Annotated in this window: 19 protein-coding genes and 1 pseudogene; 7 read left to right on the top strand and 13 right to left on the bottom strand. The window is 73.0% G+C overall.

Annotation, left to right across the window (positions count from 1 at the left end; translation table 11 throughout):
- Positions 1-237 carry a hypothetical protein gene (locus tag WD794_15405; protein ID MEX2291698.1) on the top strand — a complete coding sequence of 79 codons (237 nt, stop codon included), beginning with the start codon at positions 1-3 and terminating at the stop codon, positions 235-237.
- On the opposite strand, the gene WD794_15400 is transcribed toward WD794_15405, so the two are convergent.
- Together WD794_15400 and WD794_15395 are read right to left on the bottom strand one after the other, a co-directional pair.
- The gene (locus WD794_15400; GenBank protein MEX2291697.1) at positions 234-1,703 is read right to left on the bottom strand and encodes a histidine kinase N-terminal domain-containing protein; all 1,470 of its coding nucleotides are present in this window, start codon (positions 1,701-1,703) and stop codon (positions 234-236) included. The two genes, WD794_15405 and WD794_15400, sit on opposite strands and share 4 nt — an antisense overlap.
- 44 nt (positions 1,704-1,747) lie before the next feature.
- Entirely contained in the window at positions 1,748-2,080 is a 333-nt protein-coding gene (locus WD794_15395) for a hypothetical protein (protein ID MEX2291696.1), read from the bottom strand.
- A gap of 137 nt (positions 2,081-2,217) precedes the next feature.
- Between WD794_15395 and bioB the strand changes: the two genes are divergently transcribed.
- The 3 genes and pseudogenes from bioB (at position 2,218) to WD794_15380 (ending at position 4,614) form a co-directional block, all read left to right on the top strand.
- Complete coding sequence (gene bioB, locus WD794_15390; protein ID MEX2291695.1) at positions 2,218-3,222, top strand: biotin synthase BioB; 1,005 nt, start codon at positions 2,218-2,220, stop codon at positions 3,220-3,222.
- A gap of 7 nt (positions 3,223-3,229) precedes the next feature.
- Positions 3,230-3,805, top strand: a complete 576-nt coding sequence (locus tag WD794_15385; protein ID MEX2291694.1) for a DNA-3-methyladenine glycosylase I — start codon at positions 3,230-3,232, stop codon at positions 3,803-3,805.
- A gap of 398 nt (positions 3,806-4,203) precedes the next feature.
- Positions 4,204-4,614 (top strand): annotated as a pseudogene (locus WD794_15380) (GNAT family N-acetyltransferase).
- A 307-nt stretch (positions 4,615-4,921) separates the two neighbouring features.
- Here WD794_15380 and WD794_15375 read toward each other — a convergent pair.
- From WD794_15375 to WD794_15365, 3 genes are all read right to left on the bottom strand, one after another.
- Positions 4,922-6,001: a type IV pilus twitching motility protein PilT gene (locus tag WD794_15375; protein MEX2291693.1), complete on the bottom strand. Its 1,080-nt coding sequence runs from the start codon at positions 5,999-6,001 to the stop codon at positions 4,922-4,924.
- A gap of 43 nt (positions 6,002-6,044) precedes the next feature.
- Positions 6,045-7,466 (bottom strand): aminopeptidase P family protein, encoded by a 1,422-nt coding sequence (locus WD794_15370; protein ID MEX2291692.1) that lies wholly within the window; start codon positions 7,464-7,466, stop codon positions 6,045-6,047.
- A 142-nt stretch (positions 7,467-7,608) separates the two neighbouring features.
- Entirely contained in the window at positions 7,609-8,376 is a 768-nt protein-coding gene (locus tag WD794_15365) for an enoyl-CoA hydratase/isomerase family protein (GenBank protein ID MEX2291691.1), read from the bottom strand.
- Between the two features lie 62 nt (positions 8,377-8,438).
- On the opposite strand from WD794_15365, the gene WD794_15360 reads away from it, so the two are divergent.
- Complete coding sequence (locus tag WD794_15360; GenBank protein ID MEX2291690.1) at positions 8,439-9,104, top strand: DUF5317 domain-containing protein; 666 nt, start codon at positions 8,439-8,441, stop codon at positions 9,102-9,104.
- Here WD794_15360 and WD794_15355 read toward each other — a convergent pair.
- The 4 genes from WD794_15355 to WD794_15340 all read right to left on the bottom strand — a co-directional run bounded on the left by WD794_15355 (position 9,034) and on the right by WD794_15340 (position 11,713).
- Entirely contained in the window at positions 9,034-9,543 is a 510-nt protein-coding gene (locus tag WD794_15355; GenBank protein ID MEX2291689.1) for an Hsp20/alpha crystallin family protein, read from the bottom strand. The two genes, WD794_15360 and WD794_15355, sit on opposite strands and share 71 nt — an antisense overlap.
- A 295-nt stretch (positions 9,544-9,838) precedes the next feature.
- Positions 9,839-10,801, bottom strand: coding sequence for a UDP-glucose 4-epimerase GalE (gene galE, locus WD794_15350; protein ID MEX2291688.1), 963 nt, complete (start codon positions 10,799-10,801; stop codon positions 9,839-9,841).
- Positions 10,802-10,811: 10 nt separating this feature from the next.
- Complete coding sequence (rsrA, locus tag WD794_15345; GenBank protein MEX2291687.1) at positions 10,812-11,096, bottom strand: mycothiol system anti-sigma-R factor; 285 nt, start codon at positions 11,094-11,096, stop codon at positions 10,812-10,814.
- Positions 11,093-11,713, bottom strand: coding sequence for a sigma-70 family RNA polymerase sigma factor (locus WD794_15340; protein ID MEX2291686.1), 621 nt, complete (start codon positions 11,711-11,713; stop codon positions 11,093-11,095). The genes rsrA and WD794_15340 overlap by 4 nt, the downstream gene beginning before the upstream one ends.
- 251 nt (positions 11,714-11,964) lie before the next feature.
- On the opposite strand from WD794_15340, the gene WD794_15335 reads away from it, so the two are divergent.
- Positions 11,965-12,624, top strand: a complete 660-nt coding sequence (locus WD794_15335; protein ID MEX2291685.1) for a metal-dependent transcriptional regulator — start codon at positions 11,965-11,967, stop codon at positions 12,622-12,624.
- Between the two features lie 20 nt (positions 12,625-12,644).
- Here the strand turns inward: WD794_15335 and WD794_15330 are convergent, their stop codons facing one another.
- Positions 12,645-13,274 carry an alpha/beta family hydrolase gene (locus WD794_15330; protein ID MEX2291684.1) on the bottom strand — a complete coding sequence of 210 codons (630 nt, stop codon included), beginning with the start codon at positions 13,272-13,274 and terminating at the stop codon, positions 12,645-12,647.
- Between the two features lie 23 nt (positions 13,275-13,297).
- On the opposite strand from WD794_15330, the gene WD794_15325 reads away from it, so the two are divergent.
- On the top strand, positions 13,298-14,092 hold the full coding sequence (locus WD794_15325) for a hypothetical protein (GenBank protein ID MEX2291683.1): 795 nt from the start codon (positions 13,298-13,300) through the stop codon (positions 14,090-14,092).
- On the opposite strand, the gene WD794_15320 is transcribed toward WD794_15325, so the two are convergent.
- From WD794_15320 to WD794_15310, 3 genes are all read right to left on the bottom strand, one after another.
- A complete protein-coding gene (locus WD794_15320) occupies positions 14,089-14,442 on the bottom strand; it encodes a TraR/DksA C4-type zinc finger protein (GenBank protein ID MEX2291682.1) in 354 nt (117 codons plus the stop codon). The genes WD794_15325 and WD794_15320 overlap by 4 nt on opposite strands.
- Positions 14,443-14,576: 134 nt before the next feature.
- Positions 14,577-14,930 (bottom strand): SOS response-associated peptidase family protein, encoded by a 354-nt coding sequence (locus WD794_15315; GenBank protein ID MEX2291681.1) that lies wholly within the window; start codon positions 14,928-14,930, stop codon positions 14,577-14,579.
- Positions 14,897-15,115 (bottom strand): SOS response-associated peptidase family protein, encoded by a 219-nt coding sequence (locus WD794_15310; GenBank protein MEX2291680.1) that lies wholly within the window; start codon positions 15,113-15,115, stop codon positions 14,897-14,899. The genes WD794_15315 and WD794_15310 overlap by 34 nt, the downstream gene beginning before the upstream one ends.
- Between the last annotated feature and the right edge of the window lie 13 nt (positions 15,116-15,128).

The following is a 15,128-nucleotide window of genomic DNA, read 5'->3' as shown; positions in this document are numbered from 1 at the left end:
TTGACCGAACGCTGGATCCGGCCCCCGGTGCTGGCGCGCGAGCCCGCACCGGTCTGGGTGGCGGTCTGGCGGTTCCGGCTGCTCTCGCTGCTCCTGCTGGGTCTGCTGGTGGTGGGCGGTGTGCTGGCCTTCCGGCAGGTCACCGGGGCGAGCGCGCAGGACCCGGGCATCGGGGCCCCTCCGGTTCCGGCCGGCGGAACGCTCTGGACCCGAGGCGCGGTCTCGAGCGGGGTCTAGAGCGGCACCCGCAGCACCGCGCAGGTCCCCTGAGGGGTGCCGGGCTCGACGACCAGGGAGCCGCGCAGCTCGCCCTCGACCAGCGTGCGCACGATGCGCAGGCCGAGCCGAGCCGATCCCGACAGGTCGAAGCCCGCCGGCAGACCGGCCCCCTCGTCCCGCACCTGCACCACCAGCGCACCGGGCTCGCGCGCCGCGGCGACCACGATCAAGCCCTCCCCCGGCTCGGGGTAGGCGTGCTCGACGGCGTTCTGCACCAGCTCGGTGAGCACCATCGACAGCGCCGTGGCCACCTCGGCGGGCAGGTCGCCGAAGCTGCCGCTGCGCCGTACAGCGACGTTCGCGTCGGGTGCGGCCACCTCCGCGCACATCGCCAGCACCCGGTCGGCCACCTCGTCGAACGGGACTTCGCCCTCGAGCGTCTGCGACAGCGTCTCGTGCACGATCGCGATGGACGCGACGCGCCGTACGGACTCCTCGAGCGCGAGCCGGGCCTGCGGCGCGTCGACCCGCCGGGCCTGCAGGCGCAGGAGCGCGCCCACCGTCTGCAGGTTGTTCTTCACCCGGTGGTGGATCTCCCGGATGGTGGCGTCCTTGCCGAGGATCTGGCGGTCGCGGCGGCGCAGGTCGGTCACGTCGCGCACCAGCACCAGGGCGCCGCGCGGCTCACCACCAGGCGTCAGGGGCAGCGCACGCAGCAGCACCGTGGCGCCCTGCGCCTCCACCTCGGATTCGCGCGGCTCGCCGAAGCGGAGTACCGCCGCCAGCGCGGCCGAGGCACCCGGCTCGTCGAGCATGCCCGGAGCAGCGGTCAGCCGGGCCACTGTGCTGCCCAGGTGCGCCCCGAGCAGATCGCCCGGAACGCCGAGCCGCCGGTACGCCGACAGCGCGTTCGGGCTGGCGTAGACGACGTGCCCGGTGCGGTCCAGGCGCAACAGACCGTCCCCCACGCGCGGCGCGTGCTCGGGATCGGGCACGGGGCCTGGGAACGGGAAGCGGCCCTCGCCGATCATCTGGAGCAGCTCGCCGGCGGTGGTCAGGTAGGTCAGCTCGAGCGCACTGGGCATCCGGGTGGCCGTCAGATCGCTCTCCCGGGTCAGCACCGCGAGCACCCTGGAGCCTCGGCGCACCGGCACGACCTCCACCCGTACCGGCACCCGGCCGCGCCACGCGGGCTCACCCTCCCGCGAGAGGCGGCCGGTCGAGGCGGCCAGCTCGAACCGGCGAGCAGCGGCGGCCGGCACCTCGGCGCCGACGATGTCCTCGGCCCAGGTCGTCGGGCCGGTCGTCGGCCGCATGTGGGCGACCGTCAGCCAGGAGCCCTCGTGCGTACGGACCCGCAGGACGAGGTCGGCGAAGGACAGGTCCGCGACCAGCTGCCACTCGCCCACCAGGCGGTGCAGCCACTCGACGTCGCTCTCGTCCAGGCCGGTCCGCGCCCGGACCAGGTCAGCGAGGGTCGACACCCGCCCAGGGTAAGCAGGCGTACCGGCCGGGCAGGCACTCGTCGCTACGAGGCGACCGCGAGCGGGGAGAGCCGGCCGAGCACCCAGGACAGCCCGTCGGGGTCGGTGCGCCGCTCGCGCCAGCCCTCGAGCATCACGTCGACGTCACTCTCGCGCCGCACGACAGCGAGCACCTGCACGTCGGTGCACGTCCCGTCGTAGCCGTCAGCGCGGCAGAGGTAGAGCTCGCCGGTGTCGCGCAACCAGGACAGCCGCCAGGCGTCGTTGGAGCCGCTACGTCGCCAGGTGGCGGCCAGGTCCAGCTGGTCGGAGGTTCCGCGGCGGGGGTCGTCGGCGATGAAGGCGACCTCGTCCGGCCAGGTGCTGTGTGCGGTCACGGTGCCTCCTCGAGAGCGGTGCGCAGACGAACGGATCGCGCTGAGCAGCAGGCTGCCTGGCCGCGGCGTACGCCCCGTGTCGGCCACAAGAAGACTGCGTGACGGTGTGCGGGGCGCGGCTGGCAGACTCAACGCTCATGACCGAGCTGATGGTGGATGTCCTCCAGGCCGCGCGCGAGCAGGTGCTCGAGCGCGGCGTTCCCTTGACCCAGGAGCAGGCGCTGGCCTGTCTGCAGCTGGACGGGGATCGGCTGCCCGAGCTGCTGCAGCTGGCCCACGAGGTCCGGCTGCGGTACTGCGGCCCGGAGGTGGAGGTCGAGGGGATCATCAGCCTCAAGACCGGAGGCTGCCCGGAGGACTGCCACTTCTGTTCCCAGTCCGGACTGTTCCCCTCCCCGGTGCGCGCGGCCTGGCTCGACATCCCGTCGCTGGTGCAGGCGGCGGTCGAGACGGCGGCCACGGGCGCGACCGAGTTCTGCATCGTCGCCGCCGTACGCGGACCGGACGACAAGCTGATGGCGCAGGTCGAGGCGGGGGTGAAGGCGATCCACGCGGCGGTCGACATCCAGGTCGCCTGCTCACTCGGGATGCTCACCCAGGAGCAGGTCGACGCGCTGACCGCGATGGGTGTGCACCGCTACAACCACAACCTGGAGACGGCGCGTTCGCACTTCCCCGCCGTCGTGACCACCCACACGTGGGAGGAGCGCTGGGAGACCCTGCGGATGGTGCGGGATGCGGGCATGGAGGTCTGCTGCGGCGGCATCCTGGGCATGGGCGAGACGCTCGAGCAGCGCGCGGAGTTCGCCGCGCAGTTGGCCGCGCTCGAGCCGGACGAGGTCCCGCTGAACTTCCTCAACCCGCGGCCGGGCACGCCGTTCGGCGACCTGCCGGTGATGGAAGCGAACGACGCACTGCGGGCGATCGCGGTCTTCCGGCTGGCGCTGCCACGCACGATCCTGCGCTTCGCCGGCGGCCGCGAGATCACCCTCGGCGACCTGGCCCGCAACGGGATGCTCGGCGGCATCAACGCCGTCATCGTCGGCAACTACCTCACCACCCTGGGCCGACCCGCCACCGAGGACCTGGACATACTGCAGAACCTGCAGATGCCGATCAAGGCGATCTCGCAGACGATCTGACGATCTGATGCCGAGGTGCTTCGGGGAGGGCGATGCCCTCTACGAGCGCTACCACGACGAGGAATGGGGCCGGCCCCAGCGCTCGGAGCAGGCGCTCTACGAGAAGATCTGCCTCGAAGGCTTCCAGGCGGGGCTGGCGTGGGTCACCGTGCTGCGCAAGCGGGCGGCGCTGCGCGAGGTCTTCGCCGGGTTCGATCCCGAAGTCGTCGCCGACCTGGACGTCGCGCCGCTGATGTCCGACGCGCGGCTGATCCGCTCGGCGCCGAAGCTGCGGGCCTGCGTCACCAACGCCCGGGCAGTACTCGAGCTGCGCGAGCGTGGCGGGCTGCCCGCTTTGCTGTGGTCGTACGCCGAGGTCCCGTCGACCCGGTACACGGCCTGGTCCGACGTCCCGGGCTCGACCCCGGCCAGCGCCGCCGCCGCCCAGGCCTTGAAGCGGGCCGGCTTCGCCTTCGTCGGCCCGACCACGGTGTACGCGCTGATGCAGGCGTGCGGCCTGGTCGGCGACCACCTGGCCGGCTGCCCGGTACGCGACGAGGTCGAGGCGCTGCGAGCGGCCGGCGGGAAGCAGGCTGCAGGCTGACCGGCCCGCCTGCGCCGGCCGGGCCGTCTGTCGACAAGCATGATCAACGCCGGTTTTCCCCACTTTTGCTGGCCGCCGTAGATGAGGAAGTCCGGCGTTGATCATGGTGCGTCAGCGGGCGGTGAGCGGGCGGCGGGCGGCGGGCGGTGAGCGGGCGGCGGGCGGCGGGCGGCGGGCGGCCGGTGGGCACAGCGGCGTACAGCTGCGCGCGCACGCACCTGCAGAGCGTCGTGCGATGTCTTGCTAGAGCACGCCGAAGATCAGCAGCAGCACGACGGTGACGACGATCGACAGGAGCAGGCTCGGCAGACAGCCGAGAGTGTTCGAGAAGAAGAAGAACATGTTCTGCAGTCTGCCCCTGTGTCAGCGTTCCATGACCGCTCCGGCACGATCGTCGGGTGCCGTCGCTCACCGTCCTCGTCGCCCGACCCGAGCAGTGGGAGGCGGTGGCCGAGCTGACCGTGGCGGTCTACCGCGGTGAGGGTTACAGCTCGGCCGACTACGAGCCGGCGCTGCGTGCCGTGGCCTCCCGCGCCGGGACGGCGACGGTCCTGGTGGCCGAGCTGACGGGAAGGGTGGTCGGGGCGGTCACGGTCGCCACCCGCGGCGGCGAGTGGGCCGAGCAGGCGGCGCCGGGTGAGGCGGTGATCCGGATGCTCGTGGTGGGTCCCGCCGCCCGCGGCTCGGGCGTCGGCGAGGCGCTGGTGCGGGCCTGCCTGGAGGCGGCCCGCGCCGACGGCTGCAGCCTCGTACGCCTGTCGTCGCAGGAGGACATGACCGCCGCACACCGGCTGTACGAACGACTCGGCTTCGTCCGCACCCCCGCCTTCGACTGGTCACCGGTGCCGGGGCTGGACCTGCGGACCTACGCGCTGCCGCTCGCACCGTGGTGCGGGCAGTGCGGAGAGGTGCTCACCGCGGAGGGACACCTCGCCTGTCGGCGCGCGGCCGAACTCGACCCGCCCCGCTACTGCGCGCACTGCCGTCGGCGGAGGGTCGTCCAGGTGACGCCCACCGGCTGGTCGGCCCGCTGTGTCGAGCACGGCACATCCACCACGTAGCGTCCTGCCAACTCGAGCGCAGCCAGGTTCAGAGGGCAGGACGCAAGGCCAGGGGTCAGGCGACCAGGCCGAGGCGGCGGAGCTCGACGGTGAGGTCGTGCGGGCTGGTGCTGGCGGCCATCGCCGCCTCCATCGTGATGACGCCGTCCCGGATGAACGACACCAGATGCTGGTCGAAGGTCTGCATCCCGTAGTAGGAGCCGTCCGCGATCAGCTGCCCGATGGTCGAGGTCTTGTCGGGATCGGCGATGGCGTCGGCGATGCGGCCGGTGTTGACGGCGATCTCCATGACGACGCAGCGGCCCTCCCCGTCGGCGCGCGGCACCAGGCGTTGGCAGATGATGCCGCGCAGCGAGGCGGCCAGCGCCAGCCGGACCTGCTTCTGCTCGTGCGGCGGAAAGAAGTCGATGACCCGGTTGATGGTCTCCGCAGCGTCGGTGGTGTGCAGCGTCGACATGACGAAGTGGCCGGTCTCGGCGGCGGCGAGGCCGGCCTTGACCGTCTCGTGGTCGCGCATCTCGCCGACCAGGATGACGTCGGGGTCCTGCCGCATCGCGGCCCGCATGGCGGTGACGAAATCCTCGGTGTCGACCCGCACCTCGCGCTGGTTGACCATCGCCATCTTGTCGAAGTGCAGCACCTCGATCGGGTCCTCGATCGTGACGATGTGCACCTCCTTGTTGGCGTTGATGTGGTCGATCATCCCGGCCAGCGTCGTCGTCTTGCCCGAGCCGGTCGGGCCGGTCACGAGCACCAGGCCGCGGGGCTCCATCGCCAGCGAGGCCAGCACCGCGGGCAGGCCGAGCTCGGTCAGCGGAATCGCGCCGACGCTGACCCGGCGGAAGACCAGACCGCACGAGCCGCGCGACCGGAACGCGTTGACGCGGAACCGCCCCACCCCGCTCATGGAGTAGGCGAAGTCGGCCTCGTTCGTCCGCTGGAAGTCCTCGACCAGGTCCTCGCGCAGCACGTCGCGGACCATCTGGTCGGTGTCGGCGGAGGTCAGGTCCCGGGTCTGCAGCTTGCGCAGCTTGCCGTCGATCCGCACCCGGGGCGGCGAGCCGACCTTGCAGTGCAGGTCGGAACCGCCGCACTCGACCAGAGCGCGCAGGAAGGGCTCGATGGAGGAGGTCACGGAGGATCCTTCGGCGCCCGCGGCCGGGACCTGAAGCGCTCGCTCAGGGGAGCAGTCGCGCCATCCAGGCCTCGACACCGTCGGGGTCCCGCGGCAGCGCGGCGCTCAGGTTGCGACAGCCGTCCTCGGTGATGAGGATGTCGTCCTCGATCCGTACGCCGATCCCCCGCAGGTCGGCCGGGACCGTCAGGTCGTCGGGCTGGAAGTACAGGCCCGGCTCGACGGTCAGGACGTGACCCGGCTGCAGCGGGCCCTCGCGGTAGACCTCGGAGCGCGCGCGGGCACAGTCGTGCACGTCGAGCCCGAGCATGTGGCTGACGCCGTGCAGCGTGTAGCGACGATAGAGCTGCGCGTCCTCGGCGAGCGCCGTCTCGGCGTCCGCGAGCACCCCGAGCTCGACCAGCCCGTGCGCCAGCACCTGCATCGCGGCCCGGTGGGGCTCGAGGAACTCCGCTCCGGGGCGGCAGGCGGCGATGCCCGCCTCCTGCGCCCGGTAGACCAGCTCGTAGACCTGGCGCTGCCGGGGGGTGAAGGTGCCGCTGACCGGGAGCGTGCGGGTGACGTCGGCCGTGTAGAGCTCGGCGTTCTCCACCCCCATGTCGAGCAGCACCAGCTCGCCGTCCCGAACCGCGCCGTCGTTGTCGGTCCAGTGCAGCGTGCAGGCGTGGGCGCCGGCGGCGCAGATGCTGCCGTAACCGACGTCGTTGCCCTCGACCCGCGCCCGCAGCCCGAACACCCCTTCGATCCAGCGCTCGCTGGTGGCCTTGGCGCGGTCGAGCTGGCGTACGACGTCCTCGAAGCCCGCGATCGTGGCATCGACGGCGTCCTGCAGCTGGATCACCTCGTGCTCGTCCTTGACCAGCCGCAGCTCGCTCAGGAACGTCGTGAGCTCCTTGTCCGCCTCCTGCTCTGTCGTGAACAGCTCCTCGACACGGCGGTCGTATCCCCCCACGACCCGCGCCGGGCCGCTGAGCTTGTCCAGCTCCTCGAGCGGACGGGTCTCGATCCCGAGCCGGACCTGCGTCGCCTCCAGCGACGGGCGCGGCCCGACCCACAGCTCGCCGTACATCCGGTCGGTGAAGAAGGCGGGCGTGGAGCGATCCAGAACCGGCGCCTGGTAGAGCACGCTGCTGCCGTCGGGCTCCACGACCAGGACGGCGTCCGGCTCGTGCGAGCCCACCAGGTGGGCGAACTCGGTGGCCGGGCGGAAGCGGTACTCGGTGTCGTTGGCGCGGGTCTTGTAGCCGCCGGTCGGGACGACCAGCCGCTCACCGGGGAAGCGGGCGGCCAGGGCGGCGCGGCGGCGGGCGCGGTAGGCGGCGCCGGGGGCCTCTGCCGGCAGGTCGTCCGGGCGCGGCGCCCAGCCGGTGGCCATGAACTCCAGCAGGGCCGCCGGGCGGTCCGGGTCGTGGCCGGCCGAGCCCGGGGTGTCGAGGACGGTCTCGCTGGGCGGCTGCTCACTCATGCCGGGCAGCGTACGACCGCCCTTGCGTCCTGCTGAGCCCCGCGTACAGGTGGCCTCTCAGCAGGACGCAAGGGGGGTTCCCTCTTGCGTCCTGCTGAGCCCCGCGTACAGGTGGCCTCTCAGCAGGACGCAAGGCGTTTGCTCAGCGGCCCTTCCACTGCGGCGTGCGCTTGTGCAGGAAGGCCCCGACGCCCTCGGCGGCGTCCTCGGTGGTGTTCAGCAGCGACAGCTGCGCCTGCATCGCCTCGAGCCCGGGTGCCAGCGTCGTCTCCATCGCCGCGTGGAAGGCGGCCTTGCCGAGGCGTACGGCGACCGGCGGCTTGCGGGCCAGCGCGGTTACGAGCTGCTCGGTCTCGGCACGCAGGTCGGCGGCGGGAACGACCCGCGACAGCAGGCCCATCTCGAGTGCCTCCTGGGCCGGGACCCGGCGGGCGGACAGCATCAGCTCCATCGCCCGCTTGGGGCTGACGTGCCGGCCGAGCAGGGCGCCCACCATGAACGGCCACAGGCCCAGGTCGACCTCCGGCAGGCCGAAGGCCGCGGTCTCGGCGGCCAGCACGAGGTCGCAGCCGAGCACGAGCCCGACGCCGCCGGCCAGACACAGCCCCTGGACGCCGGCCACCACGGGCACCGGGCAGGCCCGCATGGCGAGCACCACCTCACGCAGCAGCCCGCGGCCCTCGTGCACCTCGAGTCCGGTGGCGCTGGGAGCCATCTGCACGAGGTCGACGCCGGCGCAGAAGACGCGGTCACCGGCGCTGGTCAGCAGCACGACCCGTGCCCCGGCCGGCTCGCGCAGCGCCGCGAGCATCGGCCGCAGCACGTCCGCCGACAGCGCGTTGCGCTTGGCCTCCCGGTCGATGTGCAGCCGCAGGATGCCGCCCTCGGAGCTGATCTGCAGGTCGGGCACGCGGGTCCTCTCCCTCAGCGGGTCGCGGGGCGGGCCCACGCGGCGGCGGCGAGACTAGCGGGGTGTCCCTCGTCCTGGTCGTACTGGTCGCCGCGCTGGCCATCGGCTGGGCACGGGGCGGCAGCCTGGACCGGCTGGGGTCGCTGCCGCTGCGCTCGCGCCGGCTGGTCGTGGGCGCGCTGGCCGCGCAGCTGCTGGGAGCCGTCGGGGGCGGGCCCCTGTACCCGCTCGGCCTGATCGCCTCCGCGGCCCTGGTGGTCGCGTTCCTCGTGCGCAACCGCGGCATCCGCGGCACCGGCCTGGTGGCTGTCGGCCTGGCGGCCAACGCCCTGGTGGTGGGAGCCAACGGCGCGATGCCGGTGTCGGCGGAGGCTGCCGGCCGGGCGGGGGTGGGTGTGCAGGACCTGCTGACCGGTACCGGTGCCCGACACGAGCCGGCGGGGGCCGACACCCGGCTACACCCCCTCGCAGACGTGATCCCGCTGCCGCTGCCGCTGCGACCCGAGGTGATCAGCATGGGCGACGTGCTGGTGGCCGCGGGGCTCGGTCAGCTGGTGACGCTGGGGATGATCGGGGTCGGCGCGACGGGCCGGGCGGCCGGGCCGGGGCGGCGCGGGTCCCTTCGGCGCCCGCTGCCGCCCCTGCCGCCACTCGCGACTAGACCGTCGCCGGCTCGTCGTCGTGCGTTGCCTCCACGGCACCCTGCTCGGCCGGACGGCGAGTCGTGATCGGGACCCGTACGGTCGCCGGCTCGGGCTGCACGACGCCGCGCACCCGTACATCGAGCAGGCCGGCGTCGTAGGCCGCCTCCACCTGCTCGGGGGACACCCCCGGCGGCAGCGCGAACTCACGGCGGAACTGCCCGTAGCGCAGCTCGCGCACCAGCACACCCTCGGTCTGCTCGTTGCGCGCATCGCGGCGCTCACCACTGATGATCAACTTGCCCCGGTCGACCTCGATCGCCACGTCGTGCTCGATGTCGACCCCCGGCAGCTCCACCCGCACCACGACGTCCTGGCCCTCACGCACCACCTCGACGGCCGGCACGAAACCGGCCATCGCAGCAGTCCTGTCACGACTGCCGGTCAAGCCGCGGCGAACCAGCTCGTCGAACTCGCGGTCCATCCGGGCGAGGACGGTGAAGGGGTCGAACCTCTGGACCTGCATGACTTCCTCCATGCTGTCTACTCGATCCACAACCTTGAGCGCCCTGCGCTCAGCTCACATTGTGTGCAACGCTGGTGGCCGCCGTCAAGAGGAGGTCCGACCATGGCCAAGCGAGGTCGCAAGCGCCGCGCGCGCAAGAAGAACGCCGCCAACCACGGCAAGCGCCCGAACGCCTAGCTCCCGTACGAAGATCATCCCATACGAAGATCCCGTACGAAGATCCCCGCATGAGCAGAGCCCCCGCCCCGCCAGGGAGCGGGGGCTCTCGCGCGTCCGGCGGCTGCTGTCGGGCGGCTCAGGGATGCCGCAGCTGCCAGCCGGCCCAGGCGCTCTCGACCATGGACCGCAGGTCGTGCGACGCGGTGAAGCCCAGCCCCCGCTCGATCCGCTCGACCGAGGCCACGATGCGCGCCGGGTCCCCCGGCCGGCGGTGCACGACCTCCGGGGTCGCGTCCAGACCGGTGACCTGCCCGACCACCCGCAGCACGTCGAGTACCGAGCTGCCCTCGCCCCGCCCGATGTTGTAGGTCGCGCCGGCGGCGCCCGCCTCCAGCGCCCGCGCGGCGGCCAGATGGGCGGCGGCGACGTCCCCGACGTGGACGTAGTCGCGCACGCAGGTGCCGTCCGGCGTGGGGTAGTCGCCGCCGAACACCCGCGGCCGCTTCCCCGCCTGCAGCCGCTCGAAGACCATCGGGATCAGGTTGAACACGCCAGTGTCGCCCAGCTCGGGGACCGCGGCTCCCGCCACGTTGAAGTACCGCAGGTTCATGGCCCGCAGGCCGTACGCCCGTTCACAGTGCCGCAGGACCCACTCACCGATGAGCTTGCTCTCGCCGTACGGCGACAGCGGCACACCGGGGGTGTCCTCGTCGACCAGGTCGACGTCGGGCAGCCCGTAGGTGGCGGCGCTGGAGGAGAAGACGATCCGGTCCACGGTTTCGTCACGGCAGGCGTCGAGCAGCGCGATCAGGCCCTCGACGTTCTCCCGGTAGTAGAGCAGCGGGTCGGCCATCGACTCGCCGACCTGCTTCTTGGCCGCGATGTGCACCAGCCCGGTGACCTCGTGCCCGCGCAGGACCCGACGGACCAGGGCCCGGTCCAGCACGCTGCCCTCGACCAAGGCCGCGGCCGGGTCGACCCGGGAGGCATCACCGGTGGACAGGTCGTCCAGGACGACGACCGGTGCGCCGTCCGCGACCAGGGCCCGCACCACGTGCGCGCCGATGTAGCCGGCACCGCCGGTCACCAGCCAGGTCATCCTGCAGACCCTATTCGGCCCGGTACTCCACCTGTTCGATCTCGAGGCGGACCTGCTGGATACGGGTGAGGACGCGGGTCCGCAGCTCGAGCGGCGCGTGGTCGCTGCCGCAACAGCGGGCGACCAGGGACTTCACGGCCTGCTCCAGGCCGTACTGCCGCAGGCACGGGGCGCACTCGTCGAGGTGGATGCGCACCTGCTCGTGGTGGTGCGCGTCCTGCTCGCCGTCGAGGTAGAGGTAGACCGCCTCGAGAACCTCGCTGCACGGGGTCTCGTGCGGGTCACCGCAGCTCATGCCGACCCCTCGGTACCGGTGCCCACCGGCACCAGCCCGCGCTCGACGGCGTAGTCGGCCAACAGGCTTCGCAGGCCCCGCCGGCCGCGGTGCAGCCGGCTCATGACGGTGCCGATGGGAGTGCCCATGATCTCGGCGATCTCCTTGTAGGCAAAACCCTCGACGTCGGCGAGGTAGACCGCCATCCGGAAGTCCTCGGGCAGTGCCTGCAGCGCCTCCTTGACGTCGGAGTCGGGCAGGTGGTCCAGCGCCTCCATCTCGGCGCTGCGCAGGCCGGTGCTGGTGTGCGCCTCGGCCGCGGCGATCTGCCAGTCGGTGATCTCCTCGGTGGGGCTCTGCTGCGGCTGCCGCTGCTTCTTGCGGTAGGTGTTGATGAAAGTGTTGGTCAGGATCCGGTAGAGCCAGGCCTTGAGATTGGTGCCCTCCTGGAACTGGTGGAACGCGGCGAAGGCCTTGACGAAGGCCTCCTGCACCAGGTCCTCGGCATCGGCCGGGTTGCGCGTCATGCGCAGGGCCGCGGAGTAGAGCTGGTCGAGGAAGGGCAACGCGTCGCGCTCGAAGCGCGCGCGCCGCTGCTCGCTGGTCTCTGCCTCCACTGCTCCCACCTCCTCCGGCACTGCGCGGTCCCACACGGGGCGAACCACGACCACGGGGTCAGAGGGTACGCGGGCGGCGGGCGGCCGCGTCGGACCGGTAGCGACGGACCCGGCGATCACCGGCCAGGGCGCCCAGCCGCCGGCCGCGGCGGCCGCACCGGCGGCGTCGGATCTGCTGGCAAGAGGGTGAACCTGCACGGTGTGTCAGAACGTCGCCCGGACCGGTGTCTGTTCCCCGGCTCCCGCCGCCGCCGGGACGTACGATCGCGCGCATGGAAGGCCATCACCCCGCGGTCGAGCAGTACCTGGAGACCGTCCTCGAGCTCGAGGAGGCGGGGATCAGCCCGATGCGCGCACGCATCGTCGAGCGGCTCGGGGTGTCCGCACCGGCGGTCAGCGAGACCGTGAAGCGACTGGAGCGGGAGGGCTACCTCACGCTGGACACCGACCGGGTCCTGCACCTCACCCCGACGGGACGGGCCTACGCCACCTCGATGCTGCGTAAGCACCGGCTGGCCGAGGTGCTGCTGGTGGACGTGTTGAAGGTCCCGTGGCCGCAGGTGCACGAGGAGGCCTGCCGACTCGAGCACGCGATCAGCGACAGCCTCGAGCGCCACCTGGTGGAGCTGCTCGGCGATCCGGGCAGCTGCCCCCACGGCAGCCCCATCCCGGGCTCGGCCAACGTCGTGGAGAACGGCCCGCTGCAGAAGCTGTCCGCCGTGCCGGCCGGCCGGCCGTGCGTCGTCCGCCGGATCGACGAGAACCTGCAGACCCAGGTCCACCGGATGCAGGAGCTCGAACAGCTGCGGCTGCTGCCCGGTCAGGAGATCCTCGTCGACGGATCCGCGGAGGGGCAGGTGCTGCTCACGATCGGCGGCACAGCCGGGCGGCTGGATGCCGCGGTCGCCGACGAGGTCTACGTCAGCGTGTAGCCGAGCCGGTCGCCCGAGGTCTACGGGTAGCTGAGCCGCCCGAGCCAGGCCGCGACGACCGCACGCACCTCGGCGGCCACCTGCGCCGCGGTCCGCCCGTCCGCCCGACGCACCGCGAAAGCGTGGTCTGCCCCGGCGACGACGTGCAGGTCGACGCCGGACGCGGGCTGCGGCACCCCGAAGGCGTCCCGGTCGCCCTGGACGACCAACCGCGGGACGTCCGGCGCCAGCAGCTCCGGCAGCCGGGTCCGCTCCGGGCAGCCGGGCGGGCGCAGTGGGAAGGCCAGCGCGAGCACGGCCACCGCCCCCGTGGCCGTGGCGGTCCGGCAGGCGACCCGCGCCCCGGCGCTGCGTCCGCCCACCACGACCGGACCCTCGAGGCCGCCCAGCACGGCCGTCCATGCCACGTCGAGTCGCGCTGCCGCCTCGGCCACCCTCCGGCCGCTCACCCGCCACGGCTGCTCGACCCGCACCACCCGCAGGCCCACCGCCAGCGCCGCATCCCGGGCGGCAAGCAGGTCGGGCGCGTGGATGCCGCCACCCGCGCCGTGCCCGAGGACGAGCGTCGCCCCTGCGGGCGGCCCCTCGGTCAGCGTGCGGGCGGGGCCGACCGGAGTGATGATCTGTGCGCTCGAGCAGGAGTCGGCCACGCCGCAGAGGGTAGGACGCTCCGGTGCGCGGCATCTGGCCACCGACTCGGCTGCTGGCGCAGGACGCTGTCCCGGCGACCGCTGTCCAGGCGACTCCGGTGCCGCCGCCCGGCTCGCCCTACTGGCTCTTCTACGACCGGGTAGCGGCCGCGCAGCTGGCCGAGTGGCTGCCGGAGCAGCCGGCACGCATCCTCGACATCTCGGGCGGGCGTCGGTTCGCCGAGCAGCTGGCCGCGGACGGCCACGAGGTCGTGCACGTCATGTCGCGCACCGTGGAGCCGCCGGCGGCCCCCGCCCCGGGCCGGCTGCTGCCGGTGGTCGCCGACTCGCGCTCGCTGCACTGGCTGCAGGACGGCGCCGTCGATCTCGTGCTGGCGGAGTCGCGGGCGCTGTCGATGTGCCTGGCCACGGAGGTGACGGCGGAGCACCTGGTGCGCATCCTGCGGCCCGGCGGCAGGCTGCTGCTCGTCGTCGAGTCGCTGCTGCTCGGGCTGGCGCGGCTGGCCGAGCAGGGCCGCTGGGCCGAGCTCGCCGACGCGCCGTCGGCCGACGTGGTGCTGGTGCCCACCAGCGACGGCAGCATCCTGCGCTGCTTCTGGCCGGAGGAGCTGCACGCCCTGCTGACCATGGCCGGCCTGGACGTCGAGTGGGTGCGGCCGCGCACGGTGCTGAGTCCGGCGACGGTCGAGCGGGCGCTGGATCTGGGCGGAACGGCGGCGCTGCACACGCTCGTGACGACCGAGCTGGCGCTGACCGTGGACCGTGAGGGGGAGTCGACCGGCCTGCACCTGGTGGCCAGTGCCCGGCGGCCCGGCTAGGCGTTCGCCGCCTCGTACTTCTCCTGGTCGAGCACGCAGCGCGCCGCCTCCGGGCGCACCTCGAGCCGGGCGTCCGGGATCGGCTGGCCGCAGTCCAGACAGGTGCCGTAGGTCCCGTCGTCCAGGCGGGCCAGCGCGGCCGTGACCTCGGCGCGCTGGACCGACGAACTCTCGATCAGGGCGTTCTGCTCGTCGGCGTCCTGCAGCTCGCTGGCGGTGTCACCCGGGTGCTGGTCGGAGTGGCTCAGCTCGCTGGACTCTCCCGCGCCCTCTCCGGCGAGGACCGCGGTCGTGCTGTCGATCTCGCGGAGCATCTGCTCGAGCTGCTGGCGGGCGTCCTGACTGTCCACGGGTAACGGCGCTCCTTGATCGGGGGGTGGTGCGTCGGGCCAGCCCTACCCGCGGGCCCGGCGGTTTCACCCGCGGGACCTCGCCTGTACCGCAGCAGGTGCCGGTGGGCCGCAGCCGAGTCAGAGCAGCTGGGTCAGAAGAGCATCGGCGGCTGCTCCGGCGCCACCGGCTGCACCAGCTCCGGCCCGTCGTTGCGGACGTTGCCGACGGCGGGCCCCACGGCCAGGCGACGGGCGCACCGGAAACGGCCGGGACGAGCAGCTGAGCTCCTGGGTCCTCGACCGCCGGGTCGAGCCAGCGAGCCGCCGTCCGGGCTGGACAGGAACCACGGCTGCTTGCGGGTTCCGTCGACCTGCCACTCGTCGTAGCCGTCGGCGGGCAGCAGGCAGCGTCGGCGGGCGTAGGCGGTGCGAAATGCCGGGGTGCGGGTGACCGTCTCGCGGCGCGCGTTGATCAGCCGGGCCGCCCCCGGGGGTCCTTCGCCCACGACGGCACCAGCCCCCAGCGCAGGACGCGCAGCTGCCGGACGTCGCCCCGCTGCAGCACGGCGTGGACCGGGTCGGTCGGGGCGACGTTCCAGGAGGCGGGCAGGACCTGCTCCACGGGCTCCTCGACGTCGAAGATCCGGGCCAGTTCCCGGGCGTCCCGGCTGGAGGCGTAGCGGCCGCACACCCGGCCATTCCAC

The organism is Mycobacteriales bacterium (assembly GCA_040902655.1).
GTDB lineage: Bacteria > Actinomycetota > Actinomycetes > Mycobacteriales > SCTD01 > SCTD01.
Note: the sequence above shows the minus strand (reverse complement) of the source record. Positions and strands in the feature narration are given on the sequence as shown.